Annotated in this window: 19 protein-coding genes; 16 read left to right on the top strand and 3 right to left on the bottom strand. The window is 65.2% G+C overall.

What is annotated here, in order from left to right; translation table 11 throughout:
* Positions 1-47 precede the first annotated feature (47 nt).
* The 13 genes from AADZ55_RS22455 to AADZ55_RS22390 all read left to right on the top strand — a co-directional run bounded on the left by AADZ55_RS22455 (position 48) and on the right by AADZ55_RS22390 (position 15,689).
* Positions 48-1,400, top strand: a complete 1,353-nt coding sequence (locus AADZ55_RS22455) for an LLM class flavin-dependent oxidoreductase (protein WP_242670049.1) — start codon at positions 48-50, stop codon at positions 1,398-1,400.
* Complete coding sequence (locus tag AADZ55_RS22450; RefSeq protein ID WP_085324689.1) at positions 1,393-2,577, top strand: CaiB/BaiF CoA transferase family protein; 1,185 nt, start codon at positions 1,393-1,395, stop codon at positions 2,575-2,577. Before AADZ55_RS22455 ends, AADZ55_RS22450 begins: the two co-directional genes overlap by 8 nt.
* Positions 2,578-2,590: 13 nt before the next feature.
* Complete coding sequence (locus tag AADZ55_RS22445; RefSeq protein WP_085324573.1) at positions 2,591-3,502, top strand: HpcH/HpaI aldolase/citrate lyase family protein; 912 nt, start codon at positions 2,591-2,593, stop codon at positions 3,500-3,502.
* Positions 3,503-4,207: 705 nt separating this feature from the next.
* Positions 4,208-5,053 (top strand): metal-dependent hydrolase, encoded by an 846-nt coding sequence (locus AADZ55_RS22440; RefSeq protein WP_242670034.1) that lies wholly within the window; start codon positions 4,208-4,210, stop codon positions 5,051-5,053.
* A gap of 222 nt (positions 5,054-5,275) precedes the next feature.
* Positions 5,276-6,796: a flavin-containing monooxygenase gene (locus AADZ55_RS22435; RefSeq protein ID WP_085324571.1), complete on the top strand. Its 1,521-nt coding sequence runs from the start codon at positions 5,276-5,278 to the stop codon at positions 6,794-6,796.
* Between the two features lie 34 nt (positions 6,797-6,830).
* Entirely contained in the window at positions 6,831-8,180 is a 1,350-nt protein-coding gene (locus AADZ55_RS22430; protein ID WP_085324688.1) for a WS/DGAT/MGAT family O-acyltransferase, read from the top strand.
* Positions 8,181-8,854: 674 nt separating this feature from the next.
* Positions 8,855-9,907 (top strand): type VII secretion protein EccE, encoded by a 1,053-nt coding sequence (gene eccE, locus AADZ55_RS22425; protein ID WP_242670033.1) that lies wholly within the window; start codon positions 8,855-8,857, stop codon positions 9,905-9,907.
* A gap of 215 nt (positions 9,908-10,122) precedes the next feature.
* Positions 10,123-10,437, top strand: coding sequence for a PE family protein (locus AADZ55_RS22420; protein WP_085324570.1), 315 nt, complete (start codon positions 10,123-10,125; stop codon positions 10,435-10,437).
* A complete protein-coding gene (locus AADZ55_RS22415; protein WP_085324569.1) occupies positions 10,434-11,663 on the top strand; it encodes a PPE family protein in 1,230 nt (409 codons plus the stop codon). The genes AADZ55_RS22420 and AADZ55_RS22415 overlap by 4 nt, the downstream gene beginning before the upstream one ends.
* A 63-nt stretch (positions 11,664-11,726) precedes the next feature.
* Positions 11,727-12,020, top strand: coding sequence for a type VII secretion system protein EsxG (gene esxG / locus AADZ55_RS22410; protein WP_085324568.1), 294 nt, complete (start codon positions 11,727-11,729; stop codon positions 12,018-12,020).
* An 11-nt stretch (positions 12,021-12,031) separates the two neighbouring features.
* Entirely contained in the window at positions 12,032-12,322 is a 291-nt protein-coding gene (locus AADZ55_RS22405) for a WXG100 family type VII secretion target (RefSeq protein WP_085324567.1), read from the top strand.
* A gap of 329 nt (positions 12,323-12,651) precedes the next feature.
* The gene (locus AADZ55_RS22395) at positions 12,652-13,857 is read left to right on the top strand and encodes a PPE family protein (protein ID WP_085324566.1); all 1,206 of its coding nucleotides are present in this window, start codon (positions 12,652-12,654) and stop codon (positions 13,855-13,857) included.
* 602 nt (positions 13,858-14,459) lie between these two features.
* Positions 14,460-15,689, top strand: a complete 1,230-nt coding sequence (locus tag AADZ55_RS22390) for a PPE family protein (protein WP_085324565.1) — start codon at positions 14,460-14,462, stop codon at positions 15,687-15,689.
* A gap of 6 nt (positions 15,690-15,695) precedes the next feature.
* Here AADZ55_RS22390 and AADZ55_RS22385 read toward each other — a convergent pair whose 3' ends face one another.
* The gene (locus AADZ55_RS22385; RefSeq protein WP_085324564.1) at positions 15,696-17,285 is read right to left on the bottom strand and encodes a threonine/serine ThrE exporter family protein; all 1,590 of its coding nucleotides are present in this window, start codon (positions 17,283-17,285) and stop codon (positions 15,696-15,698) included.
* Between the two features lie 58 nt (positions 17,286-17,343).
* Positions 17,344-18,360 (bottom strand): AraC family transcriptional regulator, encoded by a 1,017-nt coding sequence (locus tag AADZ55_RS22380; protein WP_085324563.1) that lies wholly within the window; start codon positions 18,358-18,360, stop codon positions 17,344-17,346.
* A gap of 177 nt (positions 18,361-18,537) precedes the next feature.
* Between AADZ55_RS22380 and AADZ55_RS22375 the strand changes: the two genes are divergently transcribed.
* From AADZ55_RS22375 to AADZ55_RS22365, 3 genes are all read left to right on the top strand, one after another.
* Positions 18,538-18,915, top strand: a complete 378-nt coding sequence (locus tag AADZ55_RS22375) for a DUF1330 domain-containing protein (RefSeq protein WP_242670032.1) — start codon at positions 18,538-18,540, stop codon at positions 18,913-18,915.
* Positions 18,916-18,996: 81 nt separating this feature from the next.
* Entirely contained in the window at positions 18,997-20,361 is a 1,365-nt protein-coding gene (locus tag AADZ55_RS22370; protein ID WP_085324561.1) for a WS/DGAT/MGAT family O-acyltransferase, read from the top strand.
* A gap of 14 nt (positions 20,362-20,375) precedes the next feature.
* Positions 20,376-20,876, top strand: a complete 501-nt coding sequence (locus tag AADZ55_RS22365) for an NUDIX domain-containing protein (RefSeq protein WP_085324560.1) — start codon at positions 20,376-20,378, stop codon at positions 20,874-20,876.
* 5 nt (positions 20,877-20,881) lie between these two features.
* On the opposite strand, the gene AADZ55_RS22360 is transcribed toward AADZ55_RS22365, so the two are convergent.
* Positions 20,882-21,961: a DUF2330 domain-containing protein gene (locus AADZ55_RS22360; protein WP_085324559.1), complete on the bottom strand. Its 1,080-nt coding sequence runs from the start codon at positions 21,959-21,961 to the stop codon at positions 20,882-20,884.
* Positions 21,962-22,030 lie beyond the last annotated feature (69 nt).

The following is a 22,030-nucleotide window of genomic DNA, read 5'->3' as shown; positions in this document are numbered from 1 at the left end:
ATATCAGATGCTAGTTTGGGATGGTGGCCGATCGGCGAACCGACAAGATGGCTCTCGTTGCATTCATGCAGGCGGCAAGCACCTCGGTATACGCGGGCTCCTGGCGGCACCCCGCGACCGAACATCGATATCTCGATGCGTCCTATTACGCGAAAATAGGCCGGCAGCTCGAAGAGGGTTGCTTCGACCTGATGTTCTTCGACGACCGCCTGGCAATGCCGGGGGTATACGGCGGATCGGTGGCGGACGCGGTGTGGCACGGCGCCCGCCCGGTGAAGCTGGACCTGGGCGTGGTGCTTGGTGTGCTGGCGCAGAGCACGTCGCGAATCGGCCTCGGTGCGACGTACTCGACCACCTACTACGCCCCGTTCCACGTCGCCAGGACGTTCGCCACGCTGGACCACCTCTCGGGCGGTCGGGCCGCCTGGAACGTGGTCACCTCCGTCAATGACAGCGAAGCGCAGAACTTCGGCGTGCAGGCGCACCTCGGCCACGACGAACGCTACGACCGCGCCGACGAGTTCATGGAGGTGGTTACCGGCCTGTGGGACACGTGGGAGGACGACGCGGTTCTGCACGACAGAGCGTCCGGTCAATACGCCGACCCCGCCAAGGTGCACCAGCTGGCACACGTCGGCCGGTACTTCTCGGCGCGCGGACCGCTGACCGTGCCGCGCACCCCGCAGGGCCGGCCGGTCATAATCCAGGCCGGATCGTCGGGCCGTGGGCGCGAATTCGCCTCGCGCTGGGCGGAATTGATCTTCACCGGCGACCCGGGGATGGACATCGCGCGCAATCACTATGCCGACCAGAAGCAACGCATCGCCGATGCCGGGCGCGATCCCGGCGCGGTCCGGATCTGTCCGATGGCCTACGCGGTGGTGGGCGAGTCCGAGGCGCACGCCAAAGACCGCGAAGCCATGTTTCTCAACGACCTGGTCCATCCCATGGCGTCGCTGACGCTGCTGTCGGAGTTGATGAACTACGACTTCGCGCAGCATGATCTCGACGATCCGGTCACCGACGAGCTCATCGCCTCGATCTCTGGCATTCGGGGTCTGGTCCAGAACCTGCGCGCCCACATCGCCGTGCGGGGCGGGGACACCGTCACGGTCCGCGACCTGGCCGGCTACCGCGCCACCCTGTTGCAGGGGCCGCGCTTCGTCGGTACCGGCGAGCAGGTCGCCGATCAGATGGCGGACTGGTTTGAGAGCGGCGCCTGCGACGGTTTCGTCCTGGCCGCCACGCATCTGCCCGGTGCGTTCGAAGACGTCGTACGCATGGTGGTTCCGGAACTGCAGCGACGGGGGCTGTTCCGCACCGCATACGAGTCGTCGACCCTGCGGGGACACCTTGGGCTGCGACGGCCTGCAAACGCCTTTGCCGGTGCCCATGCTTGACGGGATTCGAGTGCTCGATCTCGCCACACTGGCGGCCGCGCCTCTTGTCGCGACCTATCTGGGTGAGTTTGGCGCCGACGTGATCAAGGTTGAAGAACCTCGACACGGCGATCCCATCCGGGCCTGGGGCAACCAGCGCGACGGGGTCGGGTTGATGTGGAAGTCGATGTCGCGCAACAAGCGGTCCGTCACACTGGATTTGCGATGCGCCGAAGGTCAGCAACTGGCGCGCCGGCTGGTGCGGTACGCCGACGTCGCCATCTTCAACACCCGGCCCCAGACATTGCGCAAGTGGGGTCTGGATTACGACAGCCTGCGCGCAGTCAACGATCGGATCGTGGTGGTGCAGATCACCGGGTACGGGTTGACCGGGCCGAAGAGTGAGCGCCCGGGCTTCGGCACACTCGGCGAAGCGATGAGCGGTTTCGCCCATCTCACCGGCCAGGCCGGCGGGCCCCCGACACTGCCGCCGTTCATGTTGGCCGACGGGGTCGCGTCGTTGAACGCAACGTATGCGGTGATGATGGCGCTGTATCACCGCGACGTCCATGGCGGACCGGGGCAGCTGATCGACGTCAACCTCATTGATCCGCTGGCCCGGTTGATGGAGCAGACGCTGTTGGGCTACGACCAGCTAGGGCTGGTCCCCGAGCGGGCCGGTAATCGGTGGGACATCTCGGCGCCGCGGAACACCTACCGCACCGCCGACGGGCGGTGGCTGGCCATGTCCGGCAGTTCACCGGCGCTGGCGCTGCGCGTGTTCCGCGCGATTGGACGGGCTGACCTGCTTGAGGACGCCGACTTCACCGACCCGCAGCGACGCCTGGCCAAGGCCGGTGAAGTCGACACCGCGGTCGCGGAGTGGGTTGCGAAGAAGACGCTGTCGGAAGCGATGGCGGTCTTCGAAGCCGAAGAAGTTGCCGCGGCACCCATCTACGATGTCAGTGACCTGGTCGCTGATGAACAGCTGGTCCATCGCCGGGTATTCGTCCGTGTCGATGACCACCAGCTCGGGCCGATGATGGTGCAGGCCCCGGTACCGCGCTTCTCGTCGGCGTCGGGGACGGTCGGCCGGCTGGGTCCGTCCCTCGGCGAACACAACACCGAGGTCTACGGCGAGTTGCTCGGCCTGACCGCCAACGACATCGACGCGCTTAGCGCTCGTGGCGTGTTGTGAGAGGAATCGACTAATGACCCAGCTGCTCCGGCGCTCCGAATTGGCCGTGCCGGCGAGCAATGACCACATGTTCGACAAGGCCGCCGGGTGCGGAGCGGATCTGGTGTTCCTGGATCTCGAGGACGCGGTGCCCGCAGGTGGCAAAGAGGAATCGCGCACCAAGGCGATTGCCGCGCTCAACCAGATTGACTGGGGCCGCACGGCGCGCGCGGTGCGGATCAACGGCCTGGACACCCAGTGGTGTCACGACGATCTCATCGAGGTGGTGACCAAGGCCGGCGAGCACCTCGACACCGTCATCATCCCGAAGGCACGCCAGGCCCGCGATGTTTGGTGGGTGGACGTGCTGCTCACCCAGTTGGAGTCGAAACTCGGTCTGTGCAGGCAGATTCGTCTCGAAGTCCTCATCGAGGAGGCGGCGGGTCTCGCGAACGCCGAGGCGATCGCGGCGGCCAGCCCGCGGCTGAATGCGCTGATCCTCGGGGTGGGTGATCTCTCCGTGTCCCAAGGTGCGCGGGTGGATACGAACTTCGTGCCGGTCGGCGAATATCCCGGTGATTTTTGGCATTACGCCCGCAACAAGGTGATAGTGGCCGCGCGGATCGCGGGGATCGACGCGATCGATGCGCCCTATCCCGACTACCAGGATCCGTCGGGGTATGAGCGCGACGCACGACGGGCGTCCCTGCTGGGCTACACCGGCAAGTGGGCGATTCATCCCGACCAGGTAGCGATCGCCAACACGGTCTACTCACCCAGCGACGACGAGATCGCCCGTGCCGAGCGCAACATCGCCGCCTACCGGGAGGCCGAATCCAGCGGCCGAGGCGCGGTCGGGGTGAGCGGTGTTCTCGTCGATGCCGCGCATGTGAAGATGGCGCAGCAGACACTGGCGCGAGCGGCGCTGATCAAAGCGAGCGGCTAGCTCTGGAAACGTCATCTGCTGGGTGGACAACTCGGAAGTTGTTTGGGCACTTTAACTTCGATCACCAATCCGCCCTCGATCGCGACCTGATCGATTGACTTTGCGGCGGCCCGGACACCACCTGCCTGGACGCAACTCCTGATTGCTGGGTGCCGGGCCGGGCAACACGTGCACAGCAAGTCCGCAGCAATGCATCCGGGTGTATCAAGGCGGGTGTGTTCCCATAGCTGTGGACAGCCCGAGTGCGGGCTTGCGCGTCCCTAGAGTAAGGCGGTAGCGGCCTTTTGAAGATGTTGTCGCGTTGCGCCTCGAGACCGTCGAAGTAGCCGGGATGCTCGAGGAAACTGTGTGGCGCCAGGAGGTGTGATACGCCTCACAGCTCAACTGGAAGGGGACGCATCAAACATGAGCGCACCGGGTTGCAATGCCGACTCCGCCGGTCAGACCGGTCGTAGCCACCGCGGTGGCGGCGCGCGGAACGCTCCGCGACCGCCCTAGCGACGACACTGCTAGTCGCTCCCGGGCGGCGCGGACCTCGGCGCATCGGGGCGATACGCGATTCCGACACCTTCGGGCCCAACCCCGCCAATCGAGCCCCAGTCATCAAGCGTGCGGTACGACGCTTCGCTAAATCGCCGAAAGAGGTTGATAATCGTGTGGAATACAGGTCTGTACAGCCGGCCGCAATCATCTGTGGATCGTGCAGTGAAAACTCGTCGGATCGCATTTTCATTCGAGCACTCGGCTCGGTCCAAGAGACATTTCGTAGCCGGCGATATCGCGCTGAGCCACCTCGTTGCCCTACTGTCCGCAATTTTCCCATCGGGAGAGGAATGTTTCGTCCTCTCGGTGCGTCGTTACACAGATCAAATCACCGACCCTGTACTGAAGCAGCAAGTGGCTGGATTCATCGGGCAGGAAAAGAACCACGGAATGCAACACCGCAATCTGAACGGTGCGCTAGAGCAAATGGGATACTGGGTCACGAGGGTGCTCGGTGCTGTTGGCGTCAGGCTTGTCAAATTGGTGAAGAGCAACCTGGATCGCATTCCGGATACGGTCGGAAAAGTACTGCTAGCAGACACTGCAGCCATGGAACACTTCACCGCGGTTCTGGGGAAACAGGCATTGACCACTCCTTGGGTGCAAGAACAACTGACCGACCCCGAGGTGCGAGCAATGCTGAATTGGCACGCAATTGAAGAGATGGAACATAAGGCCGTTGCGTTCGATGTTTACCGATATGTAGGTGGTACGGAGCGAATGCGGATCTTGTCAATGGTTGCGATCCTCACTCTTCTGGGGGGCCCTATCTTCTTTCTCCTAGCCTCTATCGCGACCGATTCGTGGGCTTGGCGCCACCCCATCAAAACCCTGCGCAGCTTAATCGCTCTACCTCGCAGTCCCCTTTTTGAGGGCATTGTCCGGAAAATACTGGTCTATCTTAAGCCTGGCTTTCATCCCGACGATGTCGACGACAGCGAAGCTTTACAAAAGTGGCGTGAGGAGTATTTTGGCCCAAATGGCCTACTTCTCGGCCACCTTAAATAGTTCCAGACGTCACAATCGATGATCCTGCCTGGTCCGCGGGATGGCCGTCGGGCGGTTGTACGGTGACGGCAACCGAGCCGGTCCCCTGTCTTGAAATGTCAAAATGTTGTCTCCTATTGTCAAGACCTAAGGCCAGGTGCTGGTGCACAGTGGGTTCGGTGGCTCCCACCACCCGCCCAGACAACGAAGTCTCGGGCGGTCCTACCCCGAACAGGAAGCACCGTGAACTCCAAGCACACCAGCAGCATCGAACACATCGATGTGTTGATCGTTGGCGCCGGCATCTCAGGCATTGGCGCTGCCTACTACCTGCAGAAGATGCAGCCGGCCAGGACGTTCGCAATATTGGAGGCCCGCGCCGACATCGGTGGAACGTGGGACCTCTTCCGGTATCCGGGAATTCGGTCGGACTCCGATCTGCACACGTTCAGCTACGAGTTCAAGGCGTGGGAGAACGACAAGGCGATTGCCAGTGCGGACGCGATCATGTCCTACCTTCGGGAGACGGTGGCTGAGAACGGCATCGAGAAGGCGATTCGTTTCCGCCACAAGGTGATCAACGCGGCTTGGTCCTCCGAGGACGCCCGCTGGCTGGTGGAGATCGAGCGCTACGCCGCCGGTCGAGACGCTGGCGAACGCGTCACCATGAGTTGTGGATGGTTGTTCTGCGCCAGCGGCTACTACCGCTACGACGAGGGATACACCCCGGAGTTCCCTGGCCGGGAGCGGTTTGCGGGACAGATTGTGCACCCGCAGCACTGGCCCGACGACCTGGACTACCGTGGCAAACGGGTGGTGATCATCGGCAGCGGCGCGACCGCTGTCACGCTGGTGCCGGCGATGGCCCAGACCGCCGGTCAGGTCACCATGTTGCAGCGCTCGCCGACCTATATCGTGCCGGTGCCGTCGGAGGACCGCATCGCCAATACCCTGCCCAAATTGATCGGCCGCGATCGGGCCTATGCCGTCACCCGGCGCAAGAACATCGCCAAGCAGCGGCTGGTATGGCGGTTGTGCCAGGGGTATCCGCGCGCCGCACGACGACTTATCCGCCATCTCAACGCCAAACAGCTGCCGACCGGGTTCCCGGTTGACGAGCACTTCAGGCCGGCCTACAACCCATGGGACCAACGCCTGTGTGCGGTGCCGGACGCCGACATGTTCAAGGCCATCCGCGATGGCCGGGCCTCGGTGGTCACCGACCGGATTGACACCTTCACCGAGAAAGGAATTCGGCTGCAGTCCGGACGCGAATTGGAAGCCGACATCATCGTCACCGCGACCGGCCTTAACCTGCTGGCCTTCGGTGGCATCAACCTCTCGGTCGACGGTGTGGCCGTCAACACTTCAGAGAAGGTGGCGTTCAAGGGATTTCTGCTCAGCGACATGCCCAACTTCGCGTATGTCTTTGGCTACACCAACTCGTCGTGGACGCTGAAAGTCGGGCTGGTGTGCGAACACTTCTGCCGGCTGTTGGCGCACATGGACGCTCACGGGCACACCATCTGCTACCCGCAGCTGCCCGGAGATATGCCCACCCGGCCATTGATGGGAGTCTCGTCCGGTTACGTCAAGCGAGCAGCCGGCCTGTTACCCCGGCAGGGTGCGGAAGGACCTTGGCAGACCTGCATGGATTACCGCGCGGACCGAAAGATGTTGCGCGAGGGCCCGGTCGTCGATGACCACCTGCGTTTTTCGACGTTGACTGCGGGCGCTATGCCGCAGCCGGCGCTGGCCGGCTGACGGCCAAGCATTACAAGGAGCAAGCGTGGAACTGATGGCACCGATCGATGCGCTGTTCTTGTCGGCCGAGTCGCGAGAGCATCCGCTGCACGTCGGTGCGCTGCAGCTGTTCACCCCACCGGAGGGGGCGGGGCGCGGGTTTGTGCGCGAAACCCACCGGGCGATGCTGAACTGCCGTGCGGTAGCACCGCTATTTCGTAAGCGCCCCTTGTCGTTTCATGGTGCACTGACCGGTCTTGGTTGGTCGTCCGACGATGACGTCGACCTCGGTTACCACGTGCGGCGGTCTGCGCTGCCGGCGCCGGGTCGGGTGCGTGAGCTATTGGAGCTGACGTCGCGGCTGCACTCCAATCTGCTCGACAGGCACCGTCCGCTATGGGAAACACACGTGATCGAGGGCCTCAAGGACGGACGCTTTGCCGTTTATTCGAAGATGCACCACGCACTGGTCGACGGGGTATCCGGACTCGCGCTGATGCGGCAGACGATGAACACCGATCCCATCGACGGCGCGTTCCGCACGGCCTGGATGCCGGTCCCGCAACGCATGGTTCGCGCGCAGGACAGCCGCAGCCTGCTGCAGCAAATCGGGGGAGCGCTGGGATCCGTTGCGGCACTTGCTCCGCCTGCGCTTCGATTGGCATGTTCTGCGCTGCTGGAACAACAGTTGACGCTGCCTTTCGGGGCCCCTCGCACTATGCTCAATGTCGCCGTCGGGGGAGCGCGGCGCTGTGCGGCGCAGTCGTGGCCGTTGGACCGGGTCACGTCGGTCAAAGACGCGGCCGGGGTGAGCATCAACGACGTGGTGCTGGCGATGTGTGCCGGCGCGCTTCGCGAATATCTGGACGACAACGATGCGCTGCCCGACACACCGCTGGTTGCCATGGTTCCGGTGAGCCTGCGCAACGCGCGTGACTCAGTCGGTGGCAACATGGTCGGCGCCGTGTTATGCAATCTGGCCACCCATCTCGACGATCCAGCGGACCGCCTGGATGCCATCCACGCCTCGATGCGCGGAAACAAGAACGTGCTATCGCAATTGCCGCGGGCCCAGGCGATGGCATTGTCCCTGTTGCTGCTGAGCCCGGCCGCGCTCAACACCCTGCCGGGCATGGCCAAGGCCACGCCGCCGCCGTTCAACGTGTGCATATCGAACGTGCCCGGGGCGCGCACACCGCTGTATCTCAACGGTGCCCGGTTGGTTGGAAACTATCCAATGTCGCTGGTGCTTAACGGACAAGCGCTTAACATCACGCTGACCAGCACCGCCGATAGCCTCGACTTCGGGCTCGTGGGGTGCCGCCGCAGTGTTCCACACTTGCAACGGGTGCTCAGCCATCTGGAGACCTCGTTGAAGGAACTGGAGCGCGCGGTCGGTCTGTGAGCAACGACCGCTCAGCCTTGTCGTGCCAGAACAACCTACCGAGGCGTCGCTTTCGGCTACGTAACCGTAGACATGTGCAATAGTTGACAGATGCAATTATCTGTGGATTATTTGTGCTGACGCATGTCACTTCGTAGGTGCCCGGGAGGGAGCGTGAACAGTGGCGCTGCGAGTGGTTTGGCGAAGGTTTGGCAGCGGCCGGTGCGGCGGTGGAGGCGCTGACCGCTCGCCAGTGAGCAGGCCGCGCTGGCAAATGCCTGGCGGGGTGACTGGGATGGCCTATCAGGGCTGGCAGGCCCAGTCGAACCGGCCGATTAACGCGCGCGACCTCGCCGAAGCCGCCAAATGGGGCGGCTAGCGTGGCGACGACGCCGCCAAAGGCGGCAGGAGAGCTCGGGGTGCGAGTCTGGCCAGATTGTCGGGCTTACCGTCTACGAGACCTGGCTCATCGCCGAAACCATTGGGGCGGGGACCATTCCATGGGCGCTGCCAATCGCCACCGGGGATCGGGATGGCGCAGAGCGCGATCCGGGCCGCTCGGCGGAGGGCGCAACCGCCGCGAATGTGCGCGCCGTCCGCCGATGGCGTCGCCGCCGCCGAGGCGACGGAGGCTGACCCGATGAGAGGGTGGTGCGCCGTCGCGGAGCGGCAGGCCCGATGAAACGAGCCGGTTCGTGACCCGGTTCGCCTTCGCCGGCCCGCGCACCATTGTCTGGCCGGGAACCGGCCGGACCACCCTGGCGTTGCTGGCGGTGGTGCCCGCGGCTATGGCGTGTCCTTGGCGGTCACCACACGACCAGCGGGTACTTGGCGTCGGCGCTGTCGTTGCGATTGTGTTGTTCAGTTGGTGGCGTGGCCTGCACCTCACCACGATCCTGCACCGCCGGCTGGCGATGGTGCGTCGCCAACGACGAATGACCCGGCAGCACCGGCGGCCGGCAACCGAAGCAAGAATCGACGCAAAGGCGACTGCGCTGCTACGAATCCGGCCGCTCACCGCCGGCACCGACTGGCTTCCGCTGCCGGTGATCGCCGGCTACCTGAACCGTTACGGCATCCGCGCGGACAAGATCCGAATTACCAACCGTGACATTGGAACTGATAGGCGGACTTGGATCGGATTGACCGTGTCCGCCGCCGACAACCTGACGGCACTGCAGGCCCGCTCGCCGTGCTTCCCGCTGCGCGAGACCACGCAGGTCGCTGCCCGCCGGCTAGCGGACCACCTCCGCGAGATCGGGTGGGCAGTCAGCATGGCCGGGCCCGACGACATCCCCCCGCTGCTCGGTCGATCTGCGCACGAGACCTGGCGCGGGGTTCAGCGCCACATTGTGCAGGGGATCGGGGATTATGTTGCGGCGTACCGGATCAACGTAGATGACGCGTTGCCCGATACCCTAGCCGCGATCCGGTCCCATCCGGCGCGTGAGATCTGGACGGTGCTCGAGATCGCCCGCGGCGGAACAGGTCGCACTTTGGCGGCCGCTTGCGCAGTTCGGACCGGCGCACGGCTCGGCGGCACCGTGTCGCCGGCCGGCTTAATCCCGCACGACGGCAATCACCGCAGCGCGCTGATGGCATTGAATCCGTTGTCGACACAGTGGCTGGACGGGCACACGAACCCACCTAGTGACCTGCTTGGGCGGCTGCGCTGGCCTGCACCAAGGTGCATGGTCGCGGTCCCGGCGCGCAATCACGGCCAAAACGCGAGGCCGCGGTCGGCGTAGCCCTGTTCGCTTTGCCGAATGGGTGAAGCTGTATAACCTACGAAGCCGTATGTCAATTTGCCGGATAAACCTACGGAACCGTAGCCTACCGGAATGATTGACAACGGTTATATTGCACGAAATTTATAGTCCGTTATGTGTGTGATCCAGCCCCAGTCCGTTGACTGAGCGGCCTTCGGCCGTGGTTGGTCGGTGAGAACCGAGGAGTACCGGTAGTGACGCTGCGAGTGGTTCCCGAAGGTTTGGCGGCGGCCGGCGTGGCAGTGGAGGCGCTGACCGCTCGGTTGGCGGCTGCGCAGGCCGTGGCGGCGCCGCTGATCACGGCGGTGGCGCCGCCGGCGGCCGATCCGGTGTCGCTGCAGGCCGGCCTCGAGTTCAGCGCTCTGGGTGACGAACACGCCGCCGTGGTGACGGAAGGAATCGAGGAGCTCGGTCGTTCCGGGGTCGGTGTCGGTGAGTCTGGTGCCAGCTACGTGGTCGGCGACGCCGTGGCGGCGTCGTCGTACCTGGCGCCAGGCGGATCGCGATGACGACGCCCTTCTGGCTTGGCGTGCCGCCGGAGGTGCCTTCGGCGTTGCTGAGCAGCGGTCCGGGCCCCGCTCCATTACAGGCGGCTGCGGCGGCGTGGACGTCGCTGAGCGCCGAATACGCTTCGGCGGCTGAAGAACTCACTGAAGTGCTCGGCGCGGTGCAGACCGGGGCCTGGGAGGGCCCGAGCGCGGACTCCTATACGGCCGCTCACCTGCCCTATCTGGCCTGGCTGACCAAGACCAGCGCCGACAGCGCGGGGATGGCCGCCCAGCAGGAGCTGGTGGCCACGGCATATACCACCGCGCTGGCGGCGATGCCGACGTTGCCGGAGCTGGCCGCCAACCACGCCACTCATGCGGCGCTGTCGGCGACGAACCTATTTGGAATCAACACGATTCCAATCGCTGTGAATGAGGCCGCCTATGCCCGCATGTGGGTCCAGGCGGCCACCACGATGGGCGAGTATGAGGACGTCTCGGGGATTGCGGTGGCGTCGGCACCACGCACCACACGGGCGCCCAAAGTGCTCAGACGCGTTGTTGGCGCAGCCAGCCCCCTTTCGGCCGCCCCCACCGGTGTGGACGCCCTCCCGGTTTGGATTGTGATAATTCTGCAGATCCTGGCCATATTGGGCGAGATACTGTTCGCGATCGTCGGATACGCGATCATCATCGCGATCGTCCTACCAATCCTGATCCTCGCGTACGCGATCGTCTTTTCGATTATCGGGTTCTTCGTTGCGGTCATCGCCGCGGCCTTGGCGATCATCGTGGGCCCTCCGCTCCTGCTGGCCGCATCGCCATTTGTGCTGGCCGGCACGTTGATTGCGGTGCCGACGGCGACTTCGTTGTCGACCGCGTTGCCGATCGGTATTGGCCAGTACCTCGCGAGTGTGGACGCGGAGCCGGTCGAGATCGAAGTCGGGCAGGTGGAGGCGGACGCGGCGGCTGGCGCAACACGGCTGGCGCCGGCGTTGGGTGAGTCTGCTGCGGTGCGCCCGGTGGCGGCCTGGTCGCCGGCCGTGGCCCCGGGGGACAAGCTGGCCTCGGCGGTGGCATCGCATCAGGGTGCTGGCCCGTTGGGCTTTGCCGGGACCGCTGGCAAGGCGTCGGTTGCCCGGCCTGCGGGGTTGACGGTATTGGGTCATGGCGAGTTCAGCGGGGCTCCGCAGGTGCCGCTGCTGCCAGTTACCTGGGTGCAGAATTTGCTTGGCGCCGCGAGTTAGCCGCGTTGGTGCGGCGGGCAACGTGATAGTAGGCAATTGCAAAGCTAACCGAGAGGATCACTCATGAGTTTGTTGGATGCCCATATTCCGCAGTTGGTGGCGTCGCAGTCGGCGTTTGCCGCCAAGGCGGGGTTGATGCGGCACACGATTAGTCAGGCCGAGCAGTCGGCGATGTCGGCGCAGGCGTTTCACCAAGGGGAGTCCGCGGCGGCGTTTCAGGCCGCCCATGCCCGGTTTGTGGTCGCGGCCGCCAAGGTGAATGAACTGCTGGAAGTCGCGCAGGCCAACTTCGGTGAGGCCGCGGGCACCTATGTGGCCGCCGATGCCGCCGCCGCGTCCAGTTACACGGGTTTCTGAAAGGGTTTGTGATGTCGCAGATTATGTACAACTACCCGGCGATGATGGCCCATGCCGGGGACATGTCGGGTTATGCGGGCACGCTGCAGAGCTTGGGGGCCGATATCGCCAGCGAGCAGGCGGTACTGTCCAGTGCCTGGCAGGGGGATACCGGGTTGACCTATCAGGGTTGGCAGGCGCAGTGGAATCAGGCGATGGAGGATCTGATGCGGGCCTATCATTCGATGGCCGGCACGCATGAGGCCAACACCATGGCCATGCTGGCCCGCGACGGGGCCGAAGCCGCCAAGTGGGGCATCTAGCGCGGTGCCGATGTCCTTACCGTTAGCGATCAGCCGCTCGGTCGAGTACCGCTGACCCGCCATCCGACATCCGTGCGACGCCCACCCGCGATCAACCGCAACCTGATCGGGTTGCGGTAGGCGGGCGGCCGGGTTCCGAACCAGCGTTTGCACGACCGGCTAACACCCTCTGCTCGGCATCGCCCGCGATAGTTATAGTCCGCTATGCGCTTAATGTCCGTCCGCTGGTGGAGGAACCGTTCCGGGGTCGGTGTCGGTGAGTCTGGTGCCAGCTACGCGGTCGGCGACGCCGTGGCGGCGTCGTCGTGCCTGGCGCCAGGCGGATCGCGATGACGACGCCCTTCTGGCTTGGCGTGCCGCCGGAGGTGCCTTCGGCGTTGCTGAGCAGCGGTCCGGGCCCCGCTCCATTACAGGCGGCTGCGGCGGCGTGGATGTCGCTGAGCGCCGAATACGCTTCGGCGGCTGAAGAACTCACTGAAGTGCTCGGCGCGGTGCAGACCGGGGCCTGGGAGGGCCCGAGCGCGGACTCCTATACGGCCGCTCACCTGCCCTATCTGGCCTGGCTGACCAAGACCAGCGCCGACAGCGCGGGGATGGCCGCCCAGCAGGAGCTGGTGGCCACGGCATATACCACCGCGCTGGCGGCGATGCCGACGTTGCCGGAGCTGGCCGCCAACCACGCCACTCATGCGGCGCTGTCGGCGACGAACCTATTTGGAATCAACACGATTCCAATTGCTCTGAATGAGGCCGCCTATGCCCGCATGTGGGTCCAGGCGGCCACCACGATGGGCGAGTATGAGGACGTCTCGGGGATTGCGCTGGCGTCGGCACCACGCACCACACCGGCGCCGACGGTACTGAGAGGCGGTGTTGGCTCAGCGAGCGCCCTGCCGGCGACCTCCGGCGGGGTGGGAGAACTTCCCATCATCATTGTGATATTGATTCAGATCATTCTGATATTGCTCGAGCTTCTGTTTGCAGCCGTCGCATACACGATCGTAATCCTGAGCCTCTTGCCGTTTGTGATCGTCGTAGAAGCGTTCGTTCTTTCGATCGTGGCAATTGTCTATGGGCTTCCGCTCCTCTTGATCGCATCGCCATTCCTGCTGACCGGTTCCCTTTTGGTTGGGTTGCCGACTTCGTTGTCGACTTCGTTGTCGACCGCGTTGCCGATCGGTATTGGCCAGTACCTCGCGAGTGTGGACGCGGAGCCGGTCGAGATCGAAGTCGGGCAGGTGGAGGCGGACGCGGCGGCTGGCGCAACACGGCTGGCGCCGGCGTTGGGTGAGTCTGCTGCGGTGCGCCCGGTGGCGGCCTGGTCGCCGGCCGTGGCCCCGGGGGACAAGCTGGCCTCGGCGGTGGCATCGCATCAGGGTGCTGGCCCGTTGGGCTTTGCCGGGACCGCTGGCAAGGCGTCGGTTGCCCGGCCTGCGGGGTTGACGGTATTGGGTCATGGCGAGTTCAGCGGGGCTCCGCAGGTGCCGCTGCTGCCAGTTACCTGGGTGCAGAATTTGCTTGGCGCCGCGAGTTAGCCGCGTTGGTGCGGCGGGCAACGTGATAGTAGGCAATTGGAAAGCCAACCGGGGGATCGCCAAATGAGTTTGTTGGATGCCCATATTCCGCAATTGGTCCCTCGCGGTCGGCGTTTGCCGCCAAGGTGAAGCCCCTGTGGATTGTGCGGGCCAACTTGGGTGAGGCCGCGGGCAGGTAGGTGGCCGCCGATGTTGCCTGTCAGTCGATGGTCGGCACGCATGAATCCAACGCATCCTTTCGGGCCGGATGGACCTGAATGGGATTGTGGTATTCGCGACGGCGAGCAAACGCCGCGTCGTGCCGGCCGGGCTAACGTCGGGGCTTTTCGCTACATAACCTACGGAGCCGTATATCAATTTGCCGGATAACCTACGCGGTCGTAGCATGCCGAATTGATTTGACAAGGGTTATATTGCATGAGATTTATAGTCCGTTATGTGTGCGATTTAGCCCCAATTCGTTGACTGAGCGGCCTTCGGCCGTGGTTGGTCGGTGAGAACCAAGGAGTACCGGTAGTGACGCTGCGAGTGGTTCCCGAAGGTCTGGCGGCGGCCGCGCAGGCCGTGGCGGCGTCGTCGTACCTGGCGCCAGGCGGATCGCGATGACGACGCCCTTCTGGCTTGGCGTGCCGCCGGAGGTGCCTTCGGCGTTGCTGAGCAGCGGTCCGGGCCCCGCTCCATTACAGGCGGCTGCGGCGGCGTGGATGTCGCTGAGCGCCGAATACGCTTCGGCGGCTGAAGAACTCACTGAAGTGCTCGGCGCGGTGCAGACCGGGGCCTGGGAGGGCCCGAGCGCGGACTCCTATACGGCCGCTCACCTGCCCTATCTGGCCTGGCTGACCAAGACCAGCGCCGACAGCGCGGGGATGGCCGCCCAGCAGGAGCTGGTGGCCACGGCATATACCACCGCGCTGGCGGCGATGCCGACGTTGCCGGAGCTGGCCGCCAACCACGCCACTCATGCGGCGCTGTCGGCGACGAACCTATTTGGAATCAACACGATTCCAATCGCTGTGAATGAGGCCGCCTATGCCCGCATGTGGGTCCAGGCGGCCACCACGATGGGCGTCTATGAGGACGTCTCGGGGATTGCGCTGGCGTCGGCACCACGCACCACACCGGCGCCGACGGTGCTCAAGGGCGGTGTTGGCGCAGCCAGCGCATTCGTGGCCCTGCCCACCGGGGTGGAGGTCCTGCCGGTCTGGCTTGCGATATTGCTGATGATCCTTGAGGTACTGGCCGAGGTGCTGTTCGCGATCGTCGGATACGCGATCATCATCGTGCTCATGCTGCCACTCCTGATCCTCACGTTCGTCATCATTTTCGCAATCATCGGGTTCTTCGTTGCGGTCATCGCCGCGGCCTTGGCGATCATCGTGGGCCCTCCGCTCCTGCTGGCCGCATCGCCATTTGTGCTGGCCGGCACGTTGATTGCGGTGCCGACGGCGACTTCGTTGTCGACCGCGTTGCCGATCGGTATTGGCCAGTACCTCGCGAGTGTGGACGCGGAGCCGGTCGAGATCGAAGTCGGGCAGGTGGAGGCGGACGCGGCGGCTGGCGCAACACGGCTGGCGCCGGCGTTGGGTGAGTCTGCTGCGGTGCGCCCGGTGGCGGCCTGGTCGCCGGCCGTGGCCCCGGGGGACAAGCTGGCCTCGGCGGTGGCATCGCATCAGGGTGCTGGCCCGTTGGGCTTTGCCGGGACCGCTGGCAAGGCGTCGGTTGCCCGGCCTGCGGGGTTGACGGTATTGGGTCATGGCGAGTTCAGCGGGGCTCCGCAGGTGCCGATGCTGCCAGTTACCTGGGTGCAGAATTTGCTTGGCGCCGCGAGTTAGGTGGCGCTACCGCTCGGCGCCCGGGTCGCCGCAGCCGGCGGGCCGGTCGCTGCTCCCGCCGGTGTTCTGGTCGTCAGCCGGCGCCGGCTGCAGCGCAACGCTTCGCCATCGTTGTCCGGCGGTGCCGGCCGGCTGCTGGCCCGTGGTCGGCTGCAGGCGCACCACACGGCCGACAGCCCGCCGGAGCCCGGGTGGGCCCTCGATCCGAAAGAGGTTGCCCACCCGCCCGGCGCCGTACCGCAGCGGTGAGGCGAGGAACTCACCCAACACCACCCCGCTGCCGAGGGCGAGCGCGGTCACCGCGGCTTCGAGCAACTGGGCCAGACCGCCGTCCGGCGTATCGTTCACGGCGAATGCGAACACAGCGCGGAAGACCGCGAGGCCCGGCAGCATCGGCATGATGCCGGCGGTGGCCGTTACCAGGGCCGGAGCCTGCCGCCGGATCGAGATCAGGGTGGCCAGGAAGCCGACGCCGATCGCGGCGGTCCAGGTAGCGACGACGCGGCCGAACCCGGCGGCGCTGAGACCGATCAGCATCAGCTCGGCGAGTCCGGCTGCGAGTCCGGCAATGGCCACCGAACGTAGCGGCGCGTAGCTTGCCAGGGTCAGGCACACGCCGGACAGCGCGGCGCCGCCTACCGCGACGATAACCGGCAGGGGCAGGTGCGGAGCGACGAACGTGTTGGTTGCGTCGACGTGCAGTTCGATTTGGATGCCGGCGTTGGTGGCGCCGCGCAGGCAGATGAGGATGCCGACGACGATCCCCGCGGTCAGGAACAGTGCGTCGCCAAGCCGGGCAACCGCGGTGAGCATGTACCCGGTCACCGCGTCCTGCATCGACCCCACCAGGGTCAGCCCGGACAGCAGCACGACGATTCCGGTGGCCACCAGCGCGGTCGGATCCTGGCCGGCGTAGCGGTAGGCAACCACCGCGACCAGGGTCGCGATGCCCGCGCCGAACACGCGCTGGAAGAACTGCGGGGTCCCGATCCGGTTCAGCAGCCGGCCCAGCCGGTAGATGACGGCGGACGTCACGGCGGCCAAGACGCAGGTCAGCCAGGTACCGCCGAGCAGCATCGCGATGCCGAGGGCGAAGCCCGCCAACCCTGCGGTCGCCAGCCAGCGCGGGTAGGGGTGGGGTCGTTCGGTCAACTCGTCCATGGCCTCATGGGCCTGGTCGACCGCGACGCCGCCGCAGGTTATCCGCTGAACCAGTCGATCGAGCTCGGCAAGCCGGGTGTAGTCGGTGGACCGGGCGTGAACCGACCGCATGATGGTGACCGGCGGACTGTCCGAGGTCGCTAACGCCGACACAATGACGGTCGTGAACGTGATGTCGACAACGCAATCGGTGAGCTGGTAGGCCTGCGCCACGTCTTGGGTGGTCGCGACGACGTCCGCAGTGCCCGAGCCGGACGACAACATCACCTCGGCGAGCCGGACGGTGAGGTCGAGAACCTTCCGGGTGTGCAGGTCGCCCATTCCGCCGGAGGTTCGGCTCCGCCGGCCGGCCACGGGCAGCGGATCACGGCGCCCACGCAGTGCAATTCGCAGGCCACGGCGGAAGGCCGTGCCATCCGATCGATCTTGATCCATCGACGAGCAGAATACTGAGAAGTTGTTCGACCCGCTTCATACCAGCTGTGACATGCGCTTATGCATGAGGCCGTTTGGGCCGCTTACTCTGCTGTCGATGAGCGGCCGGTCCGGTTCCGAACCAGCGCTTGCAGGCGCGGGTTAACACGCTCTGCTCGGCGTAGCCGAGTTCTCGTGCCAAATGGGTAAGGCCGATCCCGGTGGTCCGCAGGTAGCGATCGGCGGTATCTCTGCGGACCTGATCGACCAGAAGGGCGAACGTGGTGTTCTCCTCGGCGAGCCGGCGTTGCAGTGTTTTCGGGTGCAGGTGGAACTGCTCGGCCACCACGTCCAGCGTCGCCGCTCCGGTGGGCAGCAGCTGGCGCACGATGGTGCGCACCGATTCCACGATCCCGGCGTCCAACGGGGTGATGCTGCTCAAGTAGTCGACGACGACGCGATGAGCGACGGCGTCGCGGTTGAGGGGGCGGCTCAGGTCTTTGGTGCGCACGATGAATCCGGCAACGGGTTCGGCGAAGTGCGGTCTGCAGCCGAAGTACCGCGCGTAGGAGGCAGCGGTTGTGAGCGGGTCGTGGGGTAGCTGCACGGCCAGCGGGACGTAGTCGGCGCCCAGCAACAAGCGGATCACCCCGAACGCAACTCCCAGCGCTAGCTCCATCGTCTGCGAAAATGGTGGGGGTTCGTCGAGCCGGAACTCGAGTGCGATGAATGACCGCGTTGGGTCGGCCAACGGCGTGATCTGGATGGTGATAGCCGGGCTGTAGGCCGCCATGAAGGTGTTGAAGATCGCCAGAGCGTCACCCACCGTCGCGGCGGTGCGGGCCGCCACGCCGACCGGTCCCAGGATCTCGATCCCCTGCCGCAGCGCCAATCGCCTCCCGAAATCCGTTGTGCCGGTAGCTGACGCGGCCGATTCGATTGCCCGTATGGCCGCGCGGATCGCGATGAACGCGTCGTAGTTGCCGACATCTCGATCCCGCACGCCCGCCGCCCGGAGCAGGCTGGCCGGATCAGCACCCAACTCGGCAACCAGGCCCGGGTAATTCGACAGCGCGGTCCCGCGCACCACGGACATGCCGTCGACCTTGTGCGGACGATGCCGCGGTGTCAAGGCGCGCTGCGCCCGCGGCGGGGTGTCCCGAACTGTCAAGAGATTGTCTTCAGATGTCAAGACCTCGGCCGGGTTGCTGATGGATCATCCGAGTCGGCGATAAAGAACTGCTCGCAAACCAAAAGGAGCGAGGAAATGCACATGAGTGTCACGCCTGAGCGGTTGGCAGCGTTGGCCGAGCGGCGATTTGGCACGCCGGTTGCGATGGTCAACCTGTTGAAATTCAAGACTCCCGGGGGCCTGCAGCGCTACCTGCGGTACGGGCGAGAGGTGGCGCCGCATCTCGAACGTGTCGGCGGCACCGTCCGTTTCGGTGGTGCGGCACCGGCATTCGTCGTCGGCGATGGCCAACAACTCTGGTGGGACGCGATTTTCATTGTCGAGTACCCGACGCCCGCGGCGTTTATCGACATGGTGACGCACCCCGAATACGCGACGGTGCACGAGCATCGTGCCGCCGCACTGGAGCGCGGCGACCTCATCGCGACGTCGGCGTGGTCGGACGGGGTCCCCGACTGAAGTGAGGATCGCGGCGGCCAGGTACGGCAGTAGCGCCACCCGATCTGCGACACGCTCCGCGGATCGCGGTCTAATAGGTGAATGGAACTGATGATGCCCACTGACTCGATGTTTCTGTTTACCGAATCACGTGAGCATCCCATGCACGTGGGTGGCCTGTCGTTGTTCGAGCCGCCGGAGGGCGCCGGCCCGGAATTCGTCCGGGATTTTTACGAGGCTCTGGTTGCCAATCAAGAATTCCAACCCACATTCCGTAAGCACCCCGCGACGATCGGAGGTGGAATCGCGAGGGTGGCATGGGCCTACGACGACGAAGTTGACGTCGACTACCACGTTAGGCGCTCGGCGTTGCCGTCGCCCGGACGCGTCCGCGACCTGCTCGAGCTGACGTCGAGGCTGCATACCAGCCTGCTGGATCGTCACCGCCCGCTGTGGGAGCTGCACGTGGTGGAGGGGTTGAATGACGGTCGATTCGCCATGTACACCAAGATGCACCATGCCTTGATCGACGGTGTTTCGGCGATGAAGCTGATGCAGCGCACGCTGTCGGCTGACCGCGACGACCGCGAGGTCCGGGCCATGTGGAACCTGCCTCGGCGTCCGCGCACGCGCCCGCAATCGAACGGCTCGTCACCGTTGAACTCGTTGGTCAAGGTGGCCGGATCCGTTGTGGGACTTGCCCCATCGACGTTGAAGCTGGCCCGCGCCGCGCTGTTCGAGCAGCAGTTGACGCTGCCGTTCGCGGCACCGCATTCCATGTTCAACGTCAGGGTCGGGGGAGCCCGCCGGTGTGCCGCTCAGTCGTGGGCGCTGGACCGGGTGCTGAGCGTCAAGCGGGCCGCCGGGGTTACCGTCAACGACACCGTGCTGGCGATCTGCGCCGGTGCCCTGCGCGACTACCTGATCGAACAGAACGCCCTGCCGGATGCACCGCTGATCGCGATGGTTCCGGTGAGCCTGCGCTCCAAGGAGGAGGCCGACGCCGGCGGCAACCTGGTCGGCAGCATCCTGTGCAACCTCGCCACTGACGTCGAGGACGCCGAGCAGCGGCTGCAGATCATTAGCGCGTCGATGCGCGGCAACAAGAAGGTGCTCTCCGAATTGCCACGGCTGCAGGTCCTGGCGTTGTCGGCGCTGAACATGGCGCCGCTGACGCTGGCGGGTGTACCGGGTTTCCTGTCGACTGTGCCGCCACCGTTCAATATCGTCATCTCGAATGTGCCGGGACCGGCGGATCAGATGTATTACGGCGCCGCCCGCCTCGACGGCAGCTACCCGCTGTCGAACATCCCCGACGGCCAGGCGCTGAACATCACCGTGGTCAACAACGCCGGTCACCTCGACTTCGGTCTGGTGGGATGTCGCCGCAGCGTGCCGCACCTGCAGCGGCTGCTCGCGCATCTGGAGTCGTCGTTGAAGGATCTGGAACAGGCCGTCGGGGTGTGAGGTAACGCGCGGCCGTGCCCAAGTTCAGCGCGGGTTTGCTGTTGTACCGGACGCGTGCCGGCGTCGTTGACGTCCTCATCGCCCATCCCGGCGGCCCGTTTTGGGCCGGAAAGGACGACGGGGCCTGGTCGATTCCGAAGGGCGAGTACACCGACGGCGAAGATCCGTGGGAGGCCGCCCGGCGGGAGTTCAGCGAGGAGATCGGGCTGCGCGTTCCGGACGGGCCGCGAATCGACCTCGGTCCGCTGAAGCAGCCCAGCGGCAAGCTGGTGACCGCGTTCGGCGTCCGGGGTGACCTGGACATCACCGATGCGCGCAGCAACACCTTCGAACTGGAGTGGCCGAAGGGATCGGGCAGGCTGCGCGAATACCCCGAGGTCGACCGGGTGGGCTGGTTTCCGGTGGCACAGGCACGTACCAAACTGCTCACGGGGCAGCGTGAGTTTCTCGATCGGTTGATGGCGCACCCGGCGCTGGCCGGATTAACCGAAGGCCCCGAGCTGGGGCCTCGCTGAGCGCCTCAGCGGACGAGGCTTGCGGTGGCGGCGCGCCGCCGCCGTCGCCGCAGAGCCAACAGAACCGCCGCCCCCGCCACGCCTACCACGATCGGCAGCACGACCAACAGCAGCATCGCGATCGGAATTGCGACATTGTCATAAACGATGATCACGCGCTGGTACGGATCGTCGTCGGGTGCGTTGCCGAACGTGAAATCCGAGGTGATTCGCGACGTCTGATAGATGTCCACCTGAGTTTTGGTCAGATACGAGCCATGGTTGGCAGCCAGTGACCGCAATAGTGGGTCACGAAAGCCGGTGGAAATGTTGCCGGCGAACTGAATCTGGGTGGCCTGCGTGGCGGCATCGGCGTCGGTGCGCTGCTGCCGGTGGTCGGCCAGGGTAAAGATGGTGACATGTTGCGGTTCCTGGGCGGCGACCGATAGGCGCATGGGATACACCAACTGCGCGGATCGGAAAGTCATCCGCACCGGATTGAGCCCGCCCACTATCGGTTCCGTGCTCGTCAACCGCATCGCAACGAACGCCCATCCGTCCCGTACATAGGGATCCAGCGCCGCTGATACCTTCGGTCGGATCGAGTAGCCGTTCTCGGACAACCAATTCTGCAGGCCGCTGCGGTCACCGCCGGCCAGAGTCGTGGCCTCCAGCGGGCCAAGGTGTACCTGGTTGATCACGTTTGGGGGCCGGGCGGCTGCCTCCTGGGGACCGGCGGCGCCGACACCTCGCCGCCCCAGGCTCCAATGGCGCTGATGCTGGATCCGGGGCGCGCTGAGCGCGTCCAACTCGCCGAATGTGGCCTTGTCCCCGGCCGACACAGCCGCAGGTGTCGGGGTGGGCACGACCAAGGCGACGTTGTCCGCGGAGGCATTCATCGCGAGCTGCATCATGATGGTCTCGGTCGTCCCGTCCCAATGAATCAGCGCGACTTCATGATTGAAGCTTGCTTGTGCGCCGCTCGGTGCGACTGCGGCACCGCACGCGCATGCGTAACTCGGCGTGGCCAGCACCATGGTTGCCGCAAGTATGGAAGTCAACACACCAACGACCAACCCCAACCGGCACACCGAAAGCACCGCCATCCCGCAGATGCTACGCGGCCAGGTGGCGCCGGCCGCCTGTTTTGGCTCGGTGCCACGGGCACAATGTGA

Origin of the sequence: Mycobacterium decipiens (assembly GCF_963853665.1) — a bacterium.
In the GTDB taxonomy this organism is placed as follows: domain Bacteria; phylum Actinomycetota; class Actinomycetes; order Mycobacteriales; family Mycobacteriaceae; genus Mycobacterium; species Mycobacterium decipiens.
This window is presented reverse-complemented; position numbering and strand designations above follow the sequence as displayed.